The 17,142-nt window shown below is 70.4% G+C and carries 17 protein-coding genes; 10 read left to right on the forward strand and 7 right to left on the reverse strand.

Annotated features, from left to right (window positions below):
• The first annotated feature begins 65 nt into the window (after nucleotides 1-65).
• Nucleotides 66-1,349 (forward strand): alpha/beta fold hydrolase, encoded by a 1,284-nt coding sequence (locus CQ044_RS09480; protein ID WP_105688238.1) that lies wholly within the window; start codon nucleotides 66-68, stop codon nucleotides 1,347-1,349.
• Nucleotides 1,350-1,470: 121 nt separating this feature from the next.
• The gene (locus tag CQ044_RS09485; RefSeq protein ID WP_105688309.1) at nucleotides 1,471-2,301 is read left to right on the forward strand and encodes a VOC family protein; all 831 of its coding nucleotides are present in this window, start codon (nucleotides 1,471-1,473) and stop codon (nucleotides 2,299-2,301) included.
• A gap of 46 nt (nucleotides 2,302-2,347) precedes the next feature.
• Here the strand turns inward: CQ044_RS09485 and CQ044_RS09490 are convergent, their stop codons facing one another.
• The 3 genes from CQ044_RS09490 to CQ044_RS09500 are packed head-to-tail and all read right to left on the reverse strand — an operon-like array spanning nucleotide 2,348 to nucleotide 7,475.
• On the reverse strand, nucleotides 2,348-4,321 hold the full coding sequence (locus CQ044_RS09490; protein WP_219844950.1) for a DUF2264 domain-containing protein: 1,974 nt from the start codon (nucleotides 4,319-4,321) through the stop codon (nucleotides 2,348-2,350).
• Nucleotides 4,318-5,451: a LacI family DNA-binding transcriptional regulator gene (locus CQ044_RS09495; RefSeq protein WP_258133233.1), complete on the reverse strand. Its 1,134-nt coding sequence runs from the start codon at nucleotides 5,449-5,451 to the stop codon at nucleotides 4,318-4,320. The genes CQ044_RS09490 and CQ044_RS09495 overlap by 4 nt, the downstream gene beginning before the upstream one ends.
• Entirely contained in the window at nucleotides 5,448-7,475 is a 2,028-nt protein-coding gene (locus CQ044_RS09500; RefSeq protein WP_105688239.1) for a heparinase II/III family protein, read from the reverse strand. Before CQ044_RS09500 ends, CQ044_RS09495 begins: the two co-directional genes overlap by 4 nt.
• Nucleotides 7,476-7,617: 142 nt before the next feature.
• Between CQ044_RS09500 and CQ044_RS09505 the strand changes: the two genes are divergently transcribed.
• The 7 genes from CQ044_RS09505 (at nucleotide 7,618) to CQ044_RS09535 (ending at nucleotide 14,157) form a co-directional block, all read left to right on the forward strand.
• Nucleotides 7,618-8,637, forward strand: a complete 1,020-nt coding sequence (locus tag CQ044_RS09505; protein WP_105688240.1) for a hydroxyacid dehydrogenase — start codon at nucleotides 7,618-7,620, stop codon at nucleotides 8,635-8,637.
• Between the two features lie 79 nt (nucleotides 8,638-8,716).
• Nucleotides 8,717-9,997: a sugar ABC transporter substrate-binding protein gene (locus CQ044_RS09510; RefSeq protein WP_105688241.1), complete on the forward strand. Its 1,281-nt coding sequence runs from the start codon at nucleotides 8,717-8,719 to the stop codon at nucleotides 9,995-9,997.
• A 146-nt stretch (nucleotides 9,998-10,143) separates the two neighbouring features.
• Nucleotides 10,144-11,070, forward strand: coding sequence for a carbohydrate ABC transporter permease (locus CQ044_RS09515; protein ID WP_105688242.1), 927 nt, complete (start codon nucleotides 10,144-10,146; stop codon nucleotides 11,068-11,070).
• Nucleotides 11,070-11,978, forward strand: coding sequence for a carbohydrate ABC transporter permease (locus tag CQ044_RS09520; protein ID WP_105688243.1), 909 nt, complete (start codon nucleotides 11,070-11,072; stop codon nucleotides 11,976-11,978). The genes CQ044_RS09515 and CQ044_RS09520 overlap by 1 nt, the downstream gene beginning before the upstream one ends.
• Nucleotides 11,975-12,700: a DUF624 domain-containing protein gene (locus tag CQ044_RS09525; RefSeq protein ID WP_105688244.1), complete on the forward strand. Its 726-nt coding sequence runs from the start codon at nucleotides 11,975-11,977 to the stop codon at nucleotides 12,698-12,700. The genes CQ044_RS09520 and CQ044_RS09525 overlap by 4 nt, the downstream gene beginning before the upstream one ends.
• Before the next feature lie 81 nt (nucleotides 12,701-12,781).
• The gene (locus tag CQ044_RS09530; RefSeq protein ID WP_105688245.1) at nucleotides 12,782-13,177 is read left to right on the forward strand and encodes a VOC family protein; all 396 of its coding nucleotides are present in this window, start codon (nucleotides 12,782-12,784) and stop codon (nucleotides 13,175-13,177) included.
• A gap of 11 nt (nucleotides 13,178-13,188) precedes the next feature.
• Nucleotides 13,189-14,157: an aldo/keto reductase gene (locus CQ044_RS09535; protein ID WP_105688246.1), complete on the forward strand. Its 969-nt coding sequence runs from the start codon at nucleotides 13,189-13,191 to the stop codon at nucleotides 14,155-14,157.
• A gap of 88 nt (nucleotides 14,158-14,245) precedes the next feature.
• On the opposite strand, the gene CQ044_RS09540 is transcribed toward CQ044_RS09535, so the two are convergent.
• From CQ044_RS09540 to CQ044_RS09555, 4 genes are all read right to left on the reverse strand, one after another.
• On the reverse strand, nucleotides 14,246-15,052 hold the full coding sequence (locus CQ044_RS09540) for an isocitrate lyase/phosphoenolpyruvate mutase family protein (protein ID WP_105688247.1): 807 nt from the start codon (nucleotides 15,050-15,052) through the stop codon (nucleotides 14,246-14,248).
• 5 nt (nucleotides 15,053-15,057) lie between these two features.
• Nucleotides 15,058-15,471, reverse strand: coding sequence for a DUF1801 domain-containing protein (locus CQ044_RS09545; RefSeq protein WP_105688248.1), 414 nt, complete (start codon nucleotides 15,469-15,471; stop codon nucleotides 15,058-15,060).
• A gap of 74 nt (nucleotides 15,472-15,545) precedes the next feature.
• Complete coding sequence (locus CQ044_RS09550) at nucleotides 15,546-15,755, reverse strand: DUF1653 domain-containing protein (RefSeq protein WP_105688249.1); 210 nt, start codon at nucleotides 15,753-15,755, stop codon at nucleotides 15,546-15,548.
• Nucleotides 15,756-15,960: 205 nt separating this feature from the next.
• On the reverse strand, nucleotides 15,961-16,419 hold the full coding sequence (locus CQ044_RS09555) for a hypothetical protein (protein ID WP_105688250.1): 459 nt from the start codon (nucleotides 16,417-16,419) through the stop codon (nucleotides 15,961-15,963).
• Between the two features lie 287 nt (nucleotides 16,420-16,706).
• On the opposite strand from CQ044_RS09555, the gene CQ044_RS09560 reads away from it, so the two are divergent.
• Complete coding sequence (locus CQ044_RS09560) at nucleotides 16,707-17,084, forward strand: MmcQ/YjbR family DNA-binding protein (RefSeq protein WP_105688251.1); 378 nt, start codon at nucleotides 16,707-16,709, stop codon at nucleotides 17,082-17,084.
• Nucleotides 17,085-17,142: the final 58 nt, after the last annotated feature.

Consider the following 17,142-nt stretch of genomic DNA (forward strand, 5'->3'; position numbering starts at 1 on the left):
GAACTTAACCGCGCTGATAGCTTCCGGACAGCGCCCGCCGAGCGCCCGGCACGCATAATCGAGCCATGGCGAACACGAAGAGCGAGGCGGGACGCGGAACGCACGCGCCCAGCGCGCTGCCTCGCCTGCTCGCCGCCTCCGTGCGCGGGGTGCGCCGGGTGCGCCGCCCCGCGACGCCGACCGCGCCGGCCTTCGACCTCGCGTACGTGCGCAGCGGACCGCGCTCCGCGGTGCCGATCGTCGTGATCCCGGGCGGCCCGGGACTCGGATCCGTGCTCCCCTACCGGCGGTTCCGGCGCAGGGCGGCCGCCCTCGGGCTCGACATCATCATGATGGAGCACCGCGGCGTGGGCCTGTCCCGCACCGATCTCGAGGGGCGCAGCCTGCCGCTCTCGGCGATGCGCATGGTCGACGTGATCGACGACCTCGCCGCCGTCCTGGAGCGGGAGGGCGTGCACCGCGCGTACATCTCCGGATCCTCGTACGGCAGCTACGTCGCGGCGGCGTTCGGCGCCCGCCACCCCGGCCTGGTCGCCGGGATGCTGCTGGACTCCGCCCTCCAGTCGGTCGCGGATCGCGACGCCGAGCGCGCGATGATCCGCGAGCTGTTCCTCGACGGAGACACCCGGATCACCGCCTCGGTGCGCGAACTGCTCGACGACGGATCGGATCCGCGCATCCTCCTCGGCGTGCTGCGCGCGGCCTATGAGCTCGGCGGAGAGGGACTTCTCGAACCGCTGCTGCGCCAGCGCGTGCACGACGCGCGGCGCACGGATCGGAGCGGCCACCGTCCGCGCCACGACTCCCGCGGGCACGCGTCGGTGTGGGCGGCCCTGGAGGCGTACGTCGACAAGGCCGAGTCCGAGGCGCACGTTCCTGGGTTCTACGAGTTCGACCTGGTCGGCGCGATCGCGTTCCGCGAACTGGGGTTCGGGCCCGATCCGGACGGCTCCGCCCTCGACCCCTCGCTCACCTATGCGGCGGTCGCCGACAGGTTCCCCCGGTTCGCCGGCGAGCCGTTCGACCTGCCGGCCGCGGCGGCCGGCTTCGACTGGCCCATCGTGCTGCTGACCGGCTCGCGCGACCTGCGCACCCCCGCCGCGGTGGCGCGCCGCGTGGCCGCGGCCGCGCCGGACACGGTTCTCGTCGAGATCGACAACGGGCACAGCGCCCTCGAATCGCACCCGCTCGCGCTGCTACACGCGCTGCAGCGGCTGAGCCGGGGCGAGCAGCGCCGGCTGCCCGCCGAGAGCGCGATGATGAACGCGCTCCCCCGGCGCGGACTCGTGGCTGGCCTCCCCCGGCTGCTCACCACGGGCACGCGCTGGGAGGCGGCCCTGCGCCCCTGAGCCGCATGCCGACGTGACGCGGCCCTGCGGGCGCGCGTTCGCCAGGAATGGATCCCTGGTCCATGCGGTTGCATAGATCGTGACCTCATCCCGCTCCGACCTCCTCGCCGCCGATACCGCGATGGGCGCCGTGACGCTGCTCGTCGCCGATCTCGACGCGATGACCGCGTACTACCGCGACGCGGTCACGCTGCGGGTGCTGTCCGCCGAGGGCGACCGCGTGGTGCTCGGCCGCGGCACGACGCCGGTGGTGATCCTGCAGCACAGCCCCGACCTGAAGCACGCGACCCCGCGCACGGCGGGACTGTTCCACACCGCGATCCTGTTCGAGACGCAGGCGGCCCTCGCCGCCGCGCTGTACTCCGTCGCGCAGCACGCCCCCGGAACCTTCACCGGCAGCGCGGACCACCTGGTCAGCCAGGCGTTCTACTTCACGGATCCCGAGGGCAACGGCGTCGAGCTGTACTGGGATCGCGATCGCACGCAGTGGAGCTGGGCGCACGGCCGGATCGAGATGGACACCCTGTACCTGGATCCGAACGCGTTCCTCGGCGAGCATCTCACCGAGAGCGGCACGATGGACCCCGTGATCGGCGGCGCGAGCGTCGGCCACGTGCACCTCTCGGTCGGCGACGTGGCCTCGGCGCGCGAGTTCTACGTGCACCGGCTCGGGTTCGAGACCACCTCGGAGCTCAGCGGATCGGCGCTGTTCGTGAGCGCGGGCGGCTACCACCACCACATGGCGATGAACACCTGGAACAGCGCGGGTGCGGGCCGGCGCTCCCCGGCGCTGGGCCTCGGCCGCGTCGACATCGTCCTGCCGGGGGCGGATGATCTCGGATCCGTCGCCGAGCGCATGACGCACTTCGGCGTCGCCGTGCGCGACGACGGACGCACGCTCGCGTTCGAGGATCCCTGGGCGAACGCGATCCGCCTCACGACCGCGGGCTGACGAGCCGGATCGAGGACCGCGGGGCGAGTCCTCGATCCGAGCGACCTCAGCCGATCCGCACCGCGCTCACCGCGCCGTCCGGCCAGAACACCTCGACGACGGCCTCGCCCGCATCGGACACGACCGCTCGCGCCGACGGCGCAGGGTCGGATCCGCGCCCCAGGCGGACCGCTGCGATCACGACGTCGCCCTCGCCCACCTCGGCGAAGTCGAGCCGCGGGATCGACGCCACCTCGCCGATCGGTGAGACGCCGATCTCGGTGCGCACGGAGGCCCTCGCCGCCCCCGACAGCGCGCAGAGCTCGGAGCGCACCCCGTCCAGGTCGAGCGCGATCGCGGCGTCCTCGCTCTCCGCGATCGCCGTGGCGGACCCGGTCAGCGGCCAGCCGCTCACGCGCACCGGCAGCGGCGTCGCGGCGACGCCCTCCCGAGGAAGCCGCCGGGTCGCGCGCACCTCCCACGATCCTCGGACGACGCTCGCCGTCGCAAGCAGCGGGCCGTCCGTCACGACGCCCGCACGTCCGGATCCGTGGTCGTACGTCGGGGGGTCGATGCTCGAGTCGACCCAGTGCGCATCGGCCGTCGAGCTCGCGAACGCGGCGATGCCGTCGTCGCCGATCGCGCCGCGGACGAACCCGGTGCGGTGCGTGGAACGCCCCTCGGCGTCGAGCGCGCCTACCATGCTGTCGGCGGGATCGTCGATCGTCGCGCCGATGAGCGGCGGCAGCGTCGCGCTGGAATAGCCGAACCGGGCGTACAGCGCGGAGTCGCCGATGCGGTCGCCCTCGAACGCATGGTCCGCCCCGTGATTGATCACGCGCACGATGCCGTCGGCCGCGGTTCCGCTGACGAGCCAGCCGGCGGGCCGGATCACCCGTCGCACATCGCCCTGCTCGATCGGCAGCGGCTCCTCGACGGCCGTCCACACCTCGTGGTCCGCCGGCAGCACGAGGCCGAGGAACCCTTTCGACGCCCAGTACGGCGATCCACCGCCCGAGTACGACTGCGCCATCGCCGGCCACTCGCCGAACAGCCCCATCGTGAGCAGACCTCGTTCGTCGATCGCCCCTCGTTCCACGAACGCGCGCAGCTGACCCGAGGCGGCGCGGCGCAGCAGACCGAGCGGCTGCTGCGTGGCGCCGGTCACCGCGCCCATCCAGAGGGGCGCGGCCGTGGCGAACCGGTAGATGAGGCTGCGCCCCTGCAGCACGGGCACGCCGTCCGCGCCGGTGAGCGCCGCGTAGTCATCGAGGAACTCGGTCAGCCGGGCGCGGAACACGGGCGCGAGCGCGACGGATCCGAAGTCCGCGGATCCCTGCGACCCCGCCCACAGCAGCGGGTACAGGTGCATCGCCCAGCCGCAGTAGTAGTCGTAGGCGCGCCACGTGCCGTCGGCCCACCAGCCGTCGGCCTGGTAGTAGTCCTCGATGCGGGCGAGATCGGACGCGATCCGCGCGGGGTCATGCGGTCCGCCGACCGAGGCGAGGAACGTCTCGACCGTGATCCGGAACCACAGCCAGTTGTTGTCGGGGTACCAGCCCACGGGGTTCAGGGCCAGCCAGTCCACGATGCGCTGCTGTGCCTCCGCGTCGAGCGTGTCCCACAGCCACGACCGGGTGAGCTGCAGCCCGAGGGCGATCGAGGCGGCCTCGACCTCTGCCTGCGCCTGCTCGGCGGGCAGGATCCACCGCTCCGTATTCGACGGGTCGGTGCCTGCGACGAGTCCGTCGCGGTACCAGTCCAGGAACCCGTGCGGATCCGCCCCGCGTTCGCCGGTGAGGCGGAAGGCGAAGAGCATGAACGAGCGAGCGAAGCCCTCCAGCCCGTCGCTGTCGGCCCCGCTGCTGCTGGCCCGCCCCGGAAGCCGCACCTGGCTGCGCGTGGACGTGAAGTACGGCCACAGCGAAAGCAGCAGGTGGTCGGCCACGGCCGCCCAGTGCGCGCGCGTCCATCCCGTATGCGGCGAGAGCGCGCGGTCCTCCGGCGGCAGGATCAGTCGGGCAGGATCGAAGGCGGTCACGGGGTCTCCTTCACGAGAGGGGCTTGGATGCTCGGTCGCAGCGAGGATTCGCGCACGTGCAGCTCGGGGCTGAGCTTCACCCGGAACGCCGGGCGGCCGCCGCCGGCATCGAGCCGGGCGATGAGCAGGTTCACGGCCTCGCGTCCGACGTGCTGCTTGGGCGGGCGGACGGCGGTGATCGCGGGGTCGCCGAACCGGGCGACGTCGTCGTCGTAGGCGACGATCGCGAGATCGTGCGGCACGCGGATCCCCCGGTCCAGCGCATGCTGCTCGAGGGCGAGCGCCTGCGGATCCGGGAGCACGATGACCGCCGTGGTGGCGGTGTCGCGAATGACCTTGAGTGCGTCGTCCATCGCCTGCTCGCGACCCGCCGTGTCGAAGCGCACGCCGTTGATGCTGGCGACGTCGGTCGGCAGCCCGAGCGATCGCAGCGTGCTCTCCCACCCGCGCCGGACGTAGCGACCGGTGGGACGCTCGGTCTCGGTGATCAGGCCGATGCGCTCGTGCCCCTGCTCGTGCAGGTGCCGTACGGCGAGCGCGGCGCCCGCGGTGTGATCGGAGACGACCGAGTCCAGATGCGGCGCGGCGGCCGCAGCGCGCACCCGGCGCTCCGCGAGCACGACGGGCACGGGCAGCGCGTCCAGCCACTCCAGCATCTCGACCGCGTGCTCGCCGAACGTGTCGGGGGCGACGATGAGGCCGTGCAGACCCGGGGTGTTCAGCAGCGCCTCGACCTGGCGACGGTTGTCCCGCAGGTCGTAGGTCGATGCGCGCAGCAGCAGCCGGGCGCGCAGCTGGGCGGCCTGGGCTCTCGCGCCATGCACGATGGGCGGCCAGTAGTAGTCGAGCGAGGGCACGACCATCCCGATCGTGTAGCGCGTGACGGCCGGATCGTGCCCGGTCAGCGCGGGGCTGAGCCCTGGTTCGAGGGCGCTGCGCAGGGTGGCCCCGCCGTGCACGCGCGTGACGAGCCCCTGCTGGGCGAGCGTATTGATGTCGCGCCGGATCGTGAGCTCGCTCACGCCCAGGCGGGCGGCGATCGTGGAGACGCTGACGGAGCCGTGCTCGCGGATCTCGTCCATGATCCGCTCTCGGCGCTGCAGGGCGAAGAGCGGATCCCGCCCGCTCACGACAGCTCCTCGATCATGGTCGTGAGGGTGCCGGTACGTCCCCCGACGTCGTAGACGAGGCGGGTCAGCCGCGGACCCCAGACGGCGATGAGCTCTGGATCGTCCAGTTCCCACACCTCGAGTGCGGGCAGGACCGGTGCGCTCCCGTCGTCCGCGGCGATGCGGGTCCTCCGCCCGTCGGCCGCGATCTCGACCGCGCCTCCGGAGCGCGTGACCTCGCCGGCGGCGATGAGGTGGATCCGGTGGGCGCCGTCCTCCGTCAGCCCCCACCGGTCCACGACCTCGATGCGGTCCGCGCCCGCACCGGAGGCATGGAACCGGAACGTGCGGCGCCAGGAGTCGCCTGCAGGGAGCGGGTAGGCGCCCGCGAGCTCCAGCTCGAACTCCCCGGCCTCATCCGTCTCTCGGTCCGTCGGCCGGACCGGTCCCGGCTCACCCCGCGGCGCGGCGATCACCCGTGCGGCGTACGCCGGTCCCTCGCCCTGCTCGAGGCCGAACGGCGCCGGGGCGCTGTGCCAGCCGCTCTGCATCGCGCGGATCAGGTACCGCTCGGCGCTGAAGGTCTGCGCGGTGTAGGTGGGCTTCCCCACGTCGACGAGCAGCTGCCGGCCGCCCGCCGCGACCAGGAAGGATCCGAGGTCCTTGTGATTGTGGTTCTCGTCGTTCGTGCCGCCCTTCGCGGCGAGCGCGAGTCCCGCGGCGGAGCCGGCGGCGGCGCGCCGCACGTGCACCTGGACCGACGGCAGCCAGACCGCCTCCGGAAGCGGCGCGGCGGCGGGGACGGCGTCCCGCCAGGCGGTGTCGGCGAGCGCGCGCACCAGCCGCGGCAGCCCTCCCGCGGCGTCCGCGACGGGCGCGCCCGGCCGGCGGGCGGCCCGTGCCCACTCCGTCACCCTCGCGTCTCGGGTGAGACTCCCCCAGCGGAACGGGAGCTGCCAGGGTTCGTGCCCGCGCGAGCGCGCCCAGCCGTCGGCCACGTTCACGTACCAGGCCCCGCCGAGGTGCATGCGCATCGGGAACCGCAGGACCTCGGCGACCACGGGGATCCCGGTGGCGTCGAGTCCGCCGTCGGTGATCGCGGCCACGGTGTCCAGCATCTCGAGCATGCGCCCGGCACCGTTCCACCAGTAGGCGACGCCCTCGTCGATCGCCCCGTCGGCGGGCAGCTCCGCGACGTAGCGGTCGAGGCTGTCGAGGGCGCGCGCGAGCAGACGGGCGATCCGGTCGGTGTCGTCGAGCAGCAGCACGGCGGCGAGCAGCACGTTGCCGAGGATCCAGGGGTTCCAGTTGTTGACGTCGCGCCAGTAGCCGAGCCACCACAGGTCGTCCCGGGTCTCGAACGGGGTGAACACGCGCGTCTCGGCCTCGTGCCGGATGCGCTCGCGCAGGCCTGGCCAGCTCGCGTCCCAGCGCGGGCCGAGGATCCGATCCGCCACGGCCAGCTGCGCGACGATCTCGCCCGCGACGAGATCGAGATACGGGGAGGCCACATCGGGCAGCACGAACCCGCGCCGGGCATGCGCGTCGTCGTGCGCAGGCAGCGACCAGGTGCTCTGCTCGCACAGCACCACGACGCCGTCCGCCGCCTCGTCGAGCCACCCCGGTTCGTCGGTCACGGCCGCGGCCACCACAGCGCGGCTCAGTCGCTCCTGCCGAGCGGACACCGCGCGCTCGTAGGTCGCCCGGTCGCCGTCGCGGACGTAGCGGGCGAACAGCGAGCCGAGGGCACCGGCCCAGGGGCGGTCGCGTTCCTCCCCGGCGTCCGCCAGGATCCGTTCGATCGTGTTCGGATCCGCCTGCATCCAGATGTCGCGGCGCTCGATCGACGGGATCCCCACCCGTTCGCGCAGCGCCGCGGCGGTGGCGCTCCCGAGCGTCGCGAGCAGCCCCTCCTCGCGCATCGCCGAACCCCACTCCGCGTACAGCGGGCCGCGGAATTCCGCGGCGCTCACGGCTGTTCCGGGCGGCGGCACGGCGTGCGCGCTGACCCGCGAGAGGGTGTCCGCACCGGGGTTCCGCGTCATGATTCAACCTTCGCTTGTGCTTGTATCTGTTCGATTCTGAATGTTTGGTTTCGTCTCGAACGAGTCCGAGTATCTACTGAGTTCAGCGACGACGCAATGCCCTGCCTCGTCGGGATCTGACGAAGGACGGGAACCTCCGGGAATGACCGCAACGACCACCCCCAACGCACTCGTCGTGATGTCCCGCGAGGTGTTCGAGCGCCAGTTCGACCCCGCACGCATCGCACGACTGCGCCGCATCGCGACCGTTCCGGAGCCGATCTTCACCGAGGATCTCGACGACCCCGCGCTGTCCGAGAGACTGGCCGCGGTCGAGGTGCTCCTGACCGGCTGGGGCGCCCCTCGCCTCGACGCCGAGCGTCTGGACCGGATGCCGAACCTGCGCGCGATGCTGCACTGCGCCGGCTCCATCCGCCCCCAGGTGAGCGAGGAGTTCTGGCGACGCGGGATCCGTGCAGCCTCGGTCGCCGAGGTCAACGCGGTGCCCGTCGCGGAGTTCACGCTCGCCGCGATCATCTTCGCGGGCAAGAAGGCGCCGTTCATCGCCGCCGACCCCGAGACGCGCCGGCAGAACGGGCTCAGGGCGGAGCGCTTCGGCGGACTCGGGAACCTCGGCCTGACGATCGGCGTCGTCGGCTTCAGCCGCGTCGGCCGCCGCGTCGTCGACATCGTGCAGCAGCTCGAGGACGTCACCGTCCTCGTGGCGGATCCGTACGCGGACCCGTCCGAGATCGCCGCGGCCGGTGGCGTGCACACGACGCTCGAAGAGCTGCTCCCCCGCGTGGACGTGCTGTCGCTGCACGCACCTGAGCTGCCGTCGACCCGGCACATGGTCGGCACGGCACAGCTCGCCGCCCTCCGGGATCACGCGACCGTCATCAACACCGCCCGCGGCAGCGTGATCGACACGGCCGCGCTCGAGCGCGAGTGCGCGACCGGCCGCCTCAACGCGATCCTCGACGTGACGGATCCCGAGCCGCTGCCCGCCGACTCGCCGCTGTACGGCCTGCCGAACGTGATGATCACGCCGCATCTGGCGGGCTCCCTCGGAACCGAGCTCTTCCGCATGACCGACGCCGCACTCGACGAGCTCGAGCGCTTCGCCGCAGGTCTGCCCCTGTACGAGGAGGTCACCGTCGACGCCCTGCAGCTCAGCGCCTGAGCCGCTCCTCCTCTTTCCCCCTGGCACCACCCGATTCCACCCGATTCCACCCGATTCCACCTCAGAAGGAGAACCTCGCATGAAGCGATCCCTCATCGCCGTCGGCACCGTCGCCGCGGCGGCGCTCGCCCTCGCCGGCTGCGCCGGCACGTCCGCCCCGGCCTCCACCGCCTCGGGCGGCGGCGGCAGCACCACACTGCGCATCTCGGTGTGGAACTATGCGCAGACGCCGGAGTTCAAGGCCCTCTTCGACGCGTTCCACAAGGCGAACCCCGACATCACGATCGAACCGGTCGACATCCTCGCCGCGAACTACGAGGACAAGGTCACGACGATGCTCGCCGGCGGCGACACGACCGACATCATCACCGTCAAGAACCTCACCGACTTCGGCGGATACGCGCAGAAGAAGCAGCTCGTCGGCGTGAACGACCTGGTGAAGGCGCTGCCCGCCGACAAGATCCCCGCGCTCGGCGAGTACAAGTCCGACGGCACCTACTACGCGGTCCCCTACCGCCAGGACTTCAGCGTGCTGTTCTACAACAAGCAGCTGCTCAAGGACGCGGGCGTCTCAGACCCCTCGGCCCTCACCTGGGACGAGTTCGCCGCGGATGCCAAGAAGCTCACGAAGGGCGACGGAGCGGACAAGGTCTACGGCGCGTACATCCACACCTGGAACTCGCTCGTGCAGGGCTACGCGTCCGCGCAGCAGGACAAGGCCTTCGACAAGCCCAACTACTCGTGGATGAAGGATCAGTACGACCTCACGCTCGGCATGCAGAAGGACGGGACGATCCTCGACTACGGCACCGCGAAGAGCCAGCAGGCCCAGTACAAGACCATCTTCGAGACCGGCAAGGCCGCCATGGTCCCGATGGGCACCTGGCTCATCTCGCCGCTGCTGGCCGACACGGCCGCGGGCACCACGTCCGTCGACTGGGGCATCGCGCCGATCCCGCAGATCAAGAGCGGATCCAAGGTCACCACGATGGGCGGCCCGACCGGCTTCGGGATCAACAAGAACTCCAAGAACCAGGACGCGGCGAAGAAGTTCCTGTCCTTCGCGGCAGGCCCTGACGGCGCCAAGGCCGTCGCGTCGATCGGCATCGTGCCGGCGTACCACAGCGACGAGATCACGACCCAGTACTTCGCGCTGAAGGGCATGCCGCAGGACGCGACCTCGAAGAAGGCGTTCACGCCCGACACGATCCGCCCCGACGGCGCGACCGGGCCGCTCGCGGCCCAGCTGCAGGGTGTGCTCGATCAGGAGCACCAGCTCATCATGACCGGCAGCAAGTCGGTGGACGACGGCATCTCCGAGATGCAGAGCCGCGTGACCTCCGAGGTTCTGAACCAGTGACACGACGGGGTCGTTGAGCGCCCTTCGTCTCGTCGCTGCGCTCCTCGCTCAGGGACCGCTGACCCACCGGCCCCTGAGCGAGCGCAGCGAGACGAAGGGCGCTCGACGCCACTGAACCCCCTCCCCGAATCGGAGCAGAGAGAGACATGACCACCACCACGGACCGCCCGCCCGCAACGGTGCAGCGCACGGTCGCGAGCCGACGGATGCGCCGGCGCAGCATCCTCATCGGCTGGAGCTTCATCCTGCCGAACTTCCTCGGGTTCGCTCTGTTCACGCTCGTGCCGGTGCTCGCCGCCTTCGTGCTGGCGTTCATGAACTGGGATGCGTACAACCCGCCCACGTTCGCCGGGATCAAGAACTTCACCCGCCTGTTCGGCGACCAGAACTTCCACGTCGCACTGGGCAACACCCTGCTCTACGCGATCGGTCATGTGCCGCTGACCCTCGTCTGCGCGCTGGGACTCGCGATCCTGCTCAACCAGAAGCTGCGCGGCATCGCGTTCTTCCGGGTCGCCATCTTCTTCCCGTACATCACCTCGCTCGTCGCGATCGCGATCGTGTGGAACATGCTCTTCGATCCGGTGAACGGGCCGATCAACCAGTTCCTGCATCTGCTCGGGATCGCGGATCCGCCGGGTTGGACCTCGAGCACCGGCTGGGCGCTGCCCGCGGTGATCATCACGAGCGTGTGGCGCGACATGGGCTACTACATGGTGCTGTTCCTCGCCGGGCTCCAGGCGATCCCGCAGGAGTACTACGAGGCCGCCGCGATGGACGGCGCCGGCCGGTGGCGCACGTTCTGGAACATCACGCTGCCGTCGCTGCGGCCCACCACGTTCCTCGTGCTCGTGCTGCTGAGCGTGTCGAGCTTCAAGGTGTTCGACCTCATCTTCGTGATGACCGGCGGCGGCCCGGGACGCGCGACGCTCGTGCTCTCGCAGCTCATCTACCAGGACGGCATCCTGAACGGCCAGTTCGGATACTCCTCGGCGATCTCGCTCGTGCTGTTCCTGATCGTCCTGATCGTGACCGTCTTCCAGTTCCGGATCCAGCAGAGGAGGGAGCGCTGATGTCCACTCTCACATCCGACCTCGCTCAGGAGCTCGACGGCGGGCGCGTGCCGTCTCCGTCCATTCCCCGGCGCCGCACGCGGAGGGGCCGCGAGTGGATCGGCCGCATCGGGATGTACGCCCTGCTCGTGGTCCTGCTGACCGTCGTGCTGCTGCCGTTCCTGTGGATGCTGTCCTCGTCGTTCAAGCACGACGACCAGGTGCTCACGGTGCCCGTGCAGTGGCTGCCGACCACGTGGGTGTGGAGCAACTACGCGGAGATCTGGACCCAGATCCCGATGGCCGGCTACCTCGCGAACTCCGCGTTCCTCGCGATCGTCATCACGATCCTTCAGGTGCTCACGGGCAGCTTCGCCGCCTACGGCTTCTCCAAGGTGCGCTTCCCCGGCCGGGACGCCCTGTTCCTCGCCTACATCGCGACGATCGCGGTGCCGTGGCAGGCCTACATGATCCCGCAGTACGTGATGATGCAGAAGGCCGGCCTGACGAACACGTTCACGGCGCTCATCCTGCTGCAGGCGTTCGGCGCGTTCGGGGTGTTCCTGATGCGGCAGTACTACATGACCATCCCGGACGAGCTCAACGAGGCCGCGCGGATCGACGGCCTCAGCGACTACGGCATCTGGGCGCGGATCATCCTGCCGCTCTCGAAGCCCGCGCTCGCCTCGCTCGCCCTGCTCACCTTCGTGAACACCTGGAACGACTACATGGGACCGTTCATCTACCTCTCCAGCAACGAGCTGTGGACCGTGCAGATCGGGCTCAAGTCGTTCATCGGCCAGTATTCCGCGCAGTACGCGCTGATCATGACCGGATCCGTGATCTCGATCATCCCGATCCTGGTCATCTTCCTCGCCGGACAGCGCTACTTCATCAGCGGCATCGCGACGAGCGGGATGAAGGGATGAGCGCCGTGAGCGGCGATCGCGCCCAGGCCCGCCCGTCGCGACGCCGGATCCTGCATCTGCGCCAGGAGACTATGGAATCGATGTTCGGGTACGCGTACACGATCCTGATGACGGATCTGCTGCTCGTGCTCGCGAACCTGCCGCTCGCCGTGCTGCTGTTCGTCTCGCGCGACGCGCTGCAGGCCTGGCCGACGGCGCTGCTGCTCTCCCTCACGCTCGCCCCGTCGCTCGCGGGGGCCTTCGAGGTCTTCCGCCGCATGCGCGGCGAGGAGCCCCCGCGTCCGTTCGCCGCGTTCTGGCACGGCTACCGCAGTCGCGGCGCGGCGGCCGCTCTGCTCGGCCTCGTCACGGCGCTCGTAATCGGCTTCGTCCTGTACGACGGCGCGATCCTGACCGGCACGGTCTGGGCGCCCCTGCTCGCGCCGACGTTCGCCGTGGTCGCCGCCTGGGCTCTGGTGACGTGCACCTCGGCGCTCGCCGGTCTCGTGCTGTATCCGCAGGCGTCGGTGCGTGCCATCGTGAAGGCCGCGATCTACCTGTCGGTCCGACGGTGGTACTTCAGCGTGTTCGCGCTCGTACTGCTCGGGATCTCGGCGGCGGCGGTCGTCGTGCAGCCCGTGCTCGGCGCGCTCGTGCCGGGGCTCCTGCTCTACGTCGTGTTCGCGAACGCGGAGTTCGCGTTCCGCCGGGCGGTGGAGGCCGAGGTCGCCGCGACCGCGTGAGTCCCGCGGCGACCGGGGCGTTCGCGCGGGACACGGCATCGGCCCTGGACCCCGCGCCACCGAGGAGCGCATGCTGGAACCATGACCGCCTTCCAGCCCACGCACGCATTCAGCGGGTTCAGCGTCGATGACGTCGACGCTGCCCGGACCTTCTACGGCGAGACCCTCGGCCTGGACGTTTCGACCAACCCGATGGGGTTCCTCGACATCCACCTGCCGCAGGGCGGATCCATCCTCGTCTACGCGAAGCCGGATCACACCCCCGCGAACTTCACGATCCTGAACTTCCCGGTCGACGACGTCGAGGCGGCGGTCGACGACCTCAACGGCCGCGGCGTGATCACCAAGATCTACAGGGATCCCGATTTCGGCACGGACGAGAAGGGCATCGCGCACGGCGGACCCGGCCGCGGCCCCGACATCGCCTGGTTCACCGATCCGGCGGGCAACGTGCTGTCCGTGCTGGCTGCGGGCTGAGGGGTATCGCGATGAAGCAGGCGGCGCTCGGCGCGCTTTCCGTCGGCCGGCTCGGGCTCGGCTGCATGGGCATGTCGGCCTTCTACTCCGGTGCGAACACGGACGAGGCCGAGTCCATCCGCACGATCCACCGCGCGCTCGACCTCGGCGTGACCATGCTCGACACCGCCGAGATGTACGGTCCGCACACGAACGAGGAGCTCGTCGGCCGCGCACTCGCGGGGCGGCGCGACGGCGTCGTGATCGCCACGAAGTTCGGCGTGCACGCCCGCAGTGAGGGCGGCCGGGCGCTCGACGGCACTCCGGAGAACGTGCGACGCTCCGTCGAGGGCTCGCTGCGGCGCCTCGGCACCGATCGCATCGATCTCTACTACCAGCACCGGATGGATCCGGAGACGCCGATCGAGGACACCGTCGGAGCCCTCGCCGAGCTCGTCTCCGACGGCAAGATCCTGCACTACGGCCTGTCCGAAGCGGGCGAGGCCACGATCCGCCGCGCGCACGCGGTGCATCCGGTGACCGCACTGCAGACCGAGTACTCGCTGTGGACCAGGGATCCCGCAGAGGAGCTGCTGCCCGTGCTGCGCGAGCTCGGGATCGGCCTCGTGCCGTACTCGCCACTCGGTCGCGGCTTCCTCACGGGGGCGATCCGGAAGGCCGAAGACCTGGACGCCGGCGACTTCCGGCGCAGCAACCCGCGCTTCGCGGGGGAGAACCTCGACGCGAACCTGCGGATCGTCGATGCCGTGGAGGGGATCGCCGCCGACCTCGACGCGACTCCGGCGCAGGTCGCACTCGCCTGGGTGCTCGCCCAGGGCGACGACATCGCACCGATCCCCGGCACCAAGCGGGTGTCTCGACTGGAGGAGAACGTCGGCGCGGACGCGCTCGCGCTCACCGCGCAGCAGCTCGATGTCCTCGCAGCGCTTCCGCCCGCGGCGGGCGAGCGCTACGCCGACATGTCGAGCATCGGGCGCTGAGCCGTTCGTCGCCGCACGGGTCGGTCTCGCCGAGGGCCGGCCCGTTCGGCGACGCCGAGTCCCGCCGCGTGTTGCCGTGCCGCGCCGCTCAGTCGGCGAACCGGCGCTGCACCTCCGCATAAGGGAGGGCGCCGTCGAGGAAGCCGAGCGTGCCCGTGTCGATCAGTTCGCGCCCCGCGCGCTCGAGCGCGGTCAGCGCGGCACGGGCGAGGCTGCCCCCGAGACTCACCCGCTTCACGCCGAGCGCGAAGAGCTCCGGCGCCGGGATGACGTGCGAAGCGAGACCGGCCACGATGTTGAGCGGGACCGGGATCTCGGCGGCCAGGCGCCGGATGCTGCCCTCGTCGTTCACGCCCGGAACGAAGACGCAGTCTGCGCCGGCCTCGACGTAGCGCTGCGCGCGGGCGACGGTCTCGGCGAAGGGATCCGCCGCGGCGCCGAAGAAGTACGCGTCCGTGCGGGCGTTGAGCACGAAGGTCCCCCGCGGCGCCGCATCGCGGGCCGCGGCGATCCGGTCGGTCGCCTCGTCGATGCCGAAGAGCGCACCCCCGTCCGTGTCCTCGAGGTTGCCGCCGACCACGCCGATCTGGGTCGCCCGCAGCACGGTGCGCGCGATGTCCTGCGGGTCGTCCCCGTAGCCGGACTCGAGATCCGCGGTGACCGGGACGTCGACCGCCGCCACGATCGCCGCGACCTTCTCCAGCATCGTGTCGAGGTCGACCGCCCCGCCGTCTGGCACGCCGAGCGACCAGGCGATGCCGGCGCTCGTCGTCGCGATCGCGGGGAAGCCGAGCTGCGCGAGCATGCGCGCCGATCCCGGATCCCACGCGTTGGGGAGGACGAAGCCGGATCCGTAGTGCAGAGCGAGGAAGGCGGATGCGCGGTCGTTCGACATGGGGTTCAGCCCTCCGGATCCTCGCCGCGGTTCCACGCGATCTCGACGAGGCGGCGCAGCACGCCGAGGTCGATGTCGTCGAGCTTGCGCACGTAGACGCATCCGCGCCCCTCGGTGTACTTCCCGAGGCTCGGCAGGAGAGCCGCACCCTCAGGCAGATCCTTCAGGCCGTAGAGCGACAGCTGCGCCTTGCGGGGCGAGAATGCGACCCTGGGCCAGTCGCCCTCGCTGCTGGCGCCGCGATAGCGGTAGGTGCCGTAGCCGACCATCGTCGGCCCCCAGAGCACGGGCTCGGCGCCGGTCACCTCGCCGAAGATCTCGGCGAGCGCGAGGCCGTCGATCCGGCGGCGCTCCGGCGTCGCCGCGTCGAGGAATGCGGGGACATCCGCTGTCGTGGGCTGGGTCTTGATCTCGGCCATGCTGCCATCATCGCGCACGGCGCCGACACGGGACAGGGCGACGCGAGGGATCCGAACTCGGGCGGTCCGGGGTGTCAGGCGATCCGGACGAAGCGGGGTCCGCTGTACCCGCCGCGCTCGACGTGCTCCTCGAACATCGCGAGCGGCCGCGCCCAGTGGCTGTAGTCGTCGTAGAGCTTGCGGTAGAAGACCAGCTGCTCCTCGGTCTCGCTGTGGCGACCCACGGCGATGACCTCGTACCGGGCACCCTTGAAGTGCTGGTAGATACCAGGCTCGACTGCCATGCGGGATGTCCTTCCCCCGAGGAGGCGCGGATCCGGCAGCCTCAGAAAGGATGGCGGATCAGGGATTCGTGACAGAGACGGAGGATGCGAGCCCTCGGACCCCGTTGACCTCCACCCTACCAAGACAGCCCTCGCGCCCAGGTTCTTCGCGCGCTCACGAGCGTCATCCGATGCGGATCTGATGCCAGGCCGATGAGGGTCCGACCTACCGCGACGGCTCGTGGGGAGGCACGGCAGGGTTGAGCCGGTTCAGCGCGGCGAGCATCGGCTCGAACGACCAGGACTGTGTGAAGACGATCAACGGCTGGTGACCAGGCGCGCGAAGGACGCAGAAGAAAGTGCCGAAGAGCCTCCCCGCACTGGTGATCGCGCCCACCGACAACGCGCCGCTGGCGAATGGTGCTTTCCAGTGCAACGTCTCACCGACGAGCTCGACTCGATACGCAACACGGAACAGCCACCAATAGACGTTCCACCCGAGGACGACGAACCAGATCGGGAGGAACCACAACGGTGGCCCCGCGTGACCGGTCATGGTCAGCACCAGGATGGACACGCCGACGATGACGAGGACCGACATGGTGAGCAGCTGGAACCATACCCAAACGACCGGCAGCGACCAGGCCTCGTCGCCAGTCACGTCGTCCGGTTCGTCGCGCGTCATGGATTCCCTCCGGAGTGTTGTCGGCCGAGAATACCAACGTGCGGCGGGCGTGACACAGCGCGTCGCGGGCATCAAACGACGACGACGCAAGGCCGGATCGATCGACGAGCGGACGCACGGCTTCTCATCAGCTACTTTTCGCGGCGGCGCCGGACGCCTTGACGCGTACGCCAAACATCGCGGAGACCCGGCGACACACAGGCAGCGCTTGCTGCTATCGGGTTCCATCCTTGCGTGAAGCCCCGCGCGATTCCGTTCGTGTCAGAGGTGATGCCTAGTCTCTACGCATGGCCACGCTCGATGATCTGCGTCGTGTCGCCGCCCGTCTGCCCGGCAGCGAGGAGCGCACGATGACCAGCGGTGCCGCCTGGTTCGTCCGCAACAAGCTCTTCGCGTGGGAGTGCTCGCCGTGGCCGAGCATCCCAGAAGATCTCCGTGAGGTCATAGCGTCGGAGCTTGTTGTCGGCGTGAAGGTCGCCGACGAGATCGATGCGCTCGCGTTGCGCGAAATGGCGCCAGACGTGTTCCTCCGCCAGACCACACGGTGGGGCGAGCCGAAGATCGCGTTCCGGATGCGGGCGATTGACGACGATCATTTCGCCGAGCTCGTGACGGAGGCATGGCGGGTGCAAGCACCCAAGTACCTGCGTCGCGAGTTCGACTGACGCAGTCATCGCAGCCAGCGTGGGAGAGCACCGCGTAGGGCAGACCGCGCGCAAAGGC

Origin of the sequence: Microbacterium sp. MYb64, from assembly GCF_002979495.1 — a bacterium.
Lineage (GTDB): Bacteria > Actinomycetota > Actinomycetes > Actinomycetales > Microbacteriaceae > Microbacterium > Microbacterium azadirachtae_A.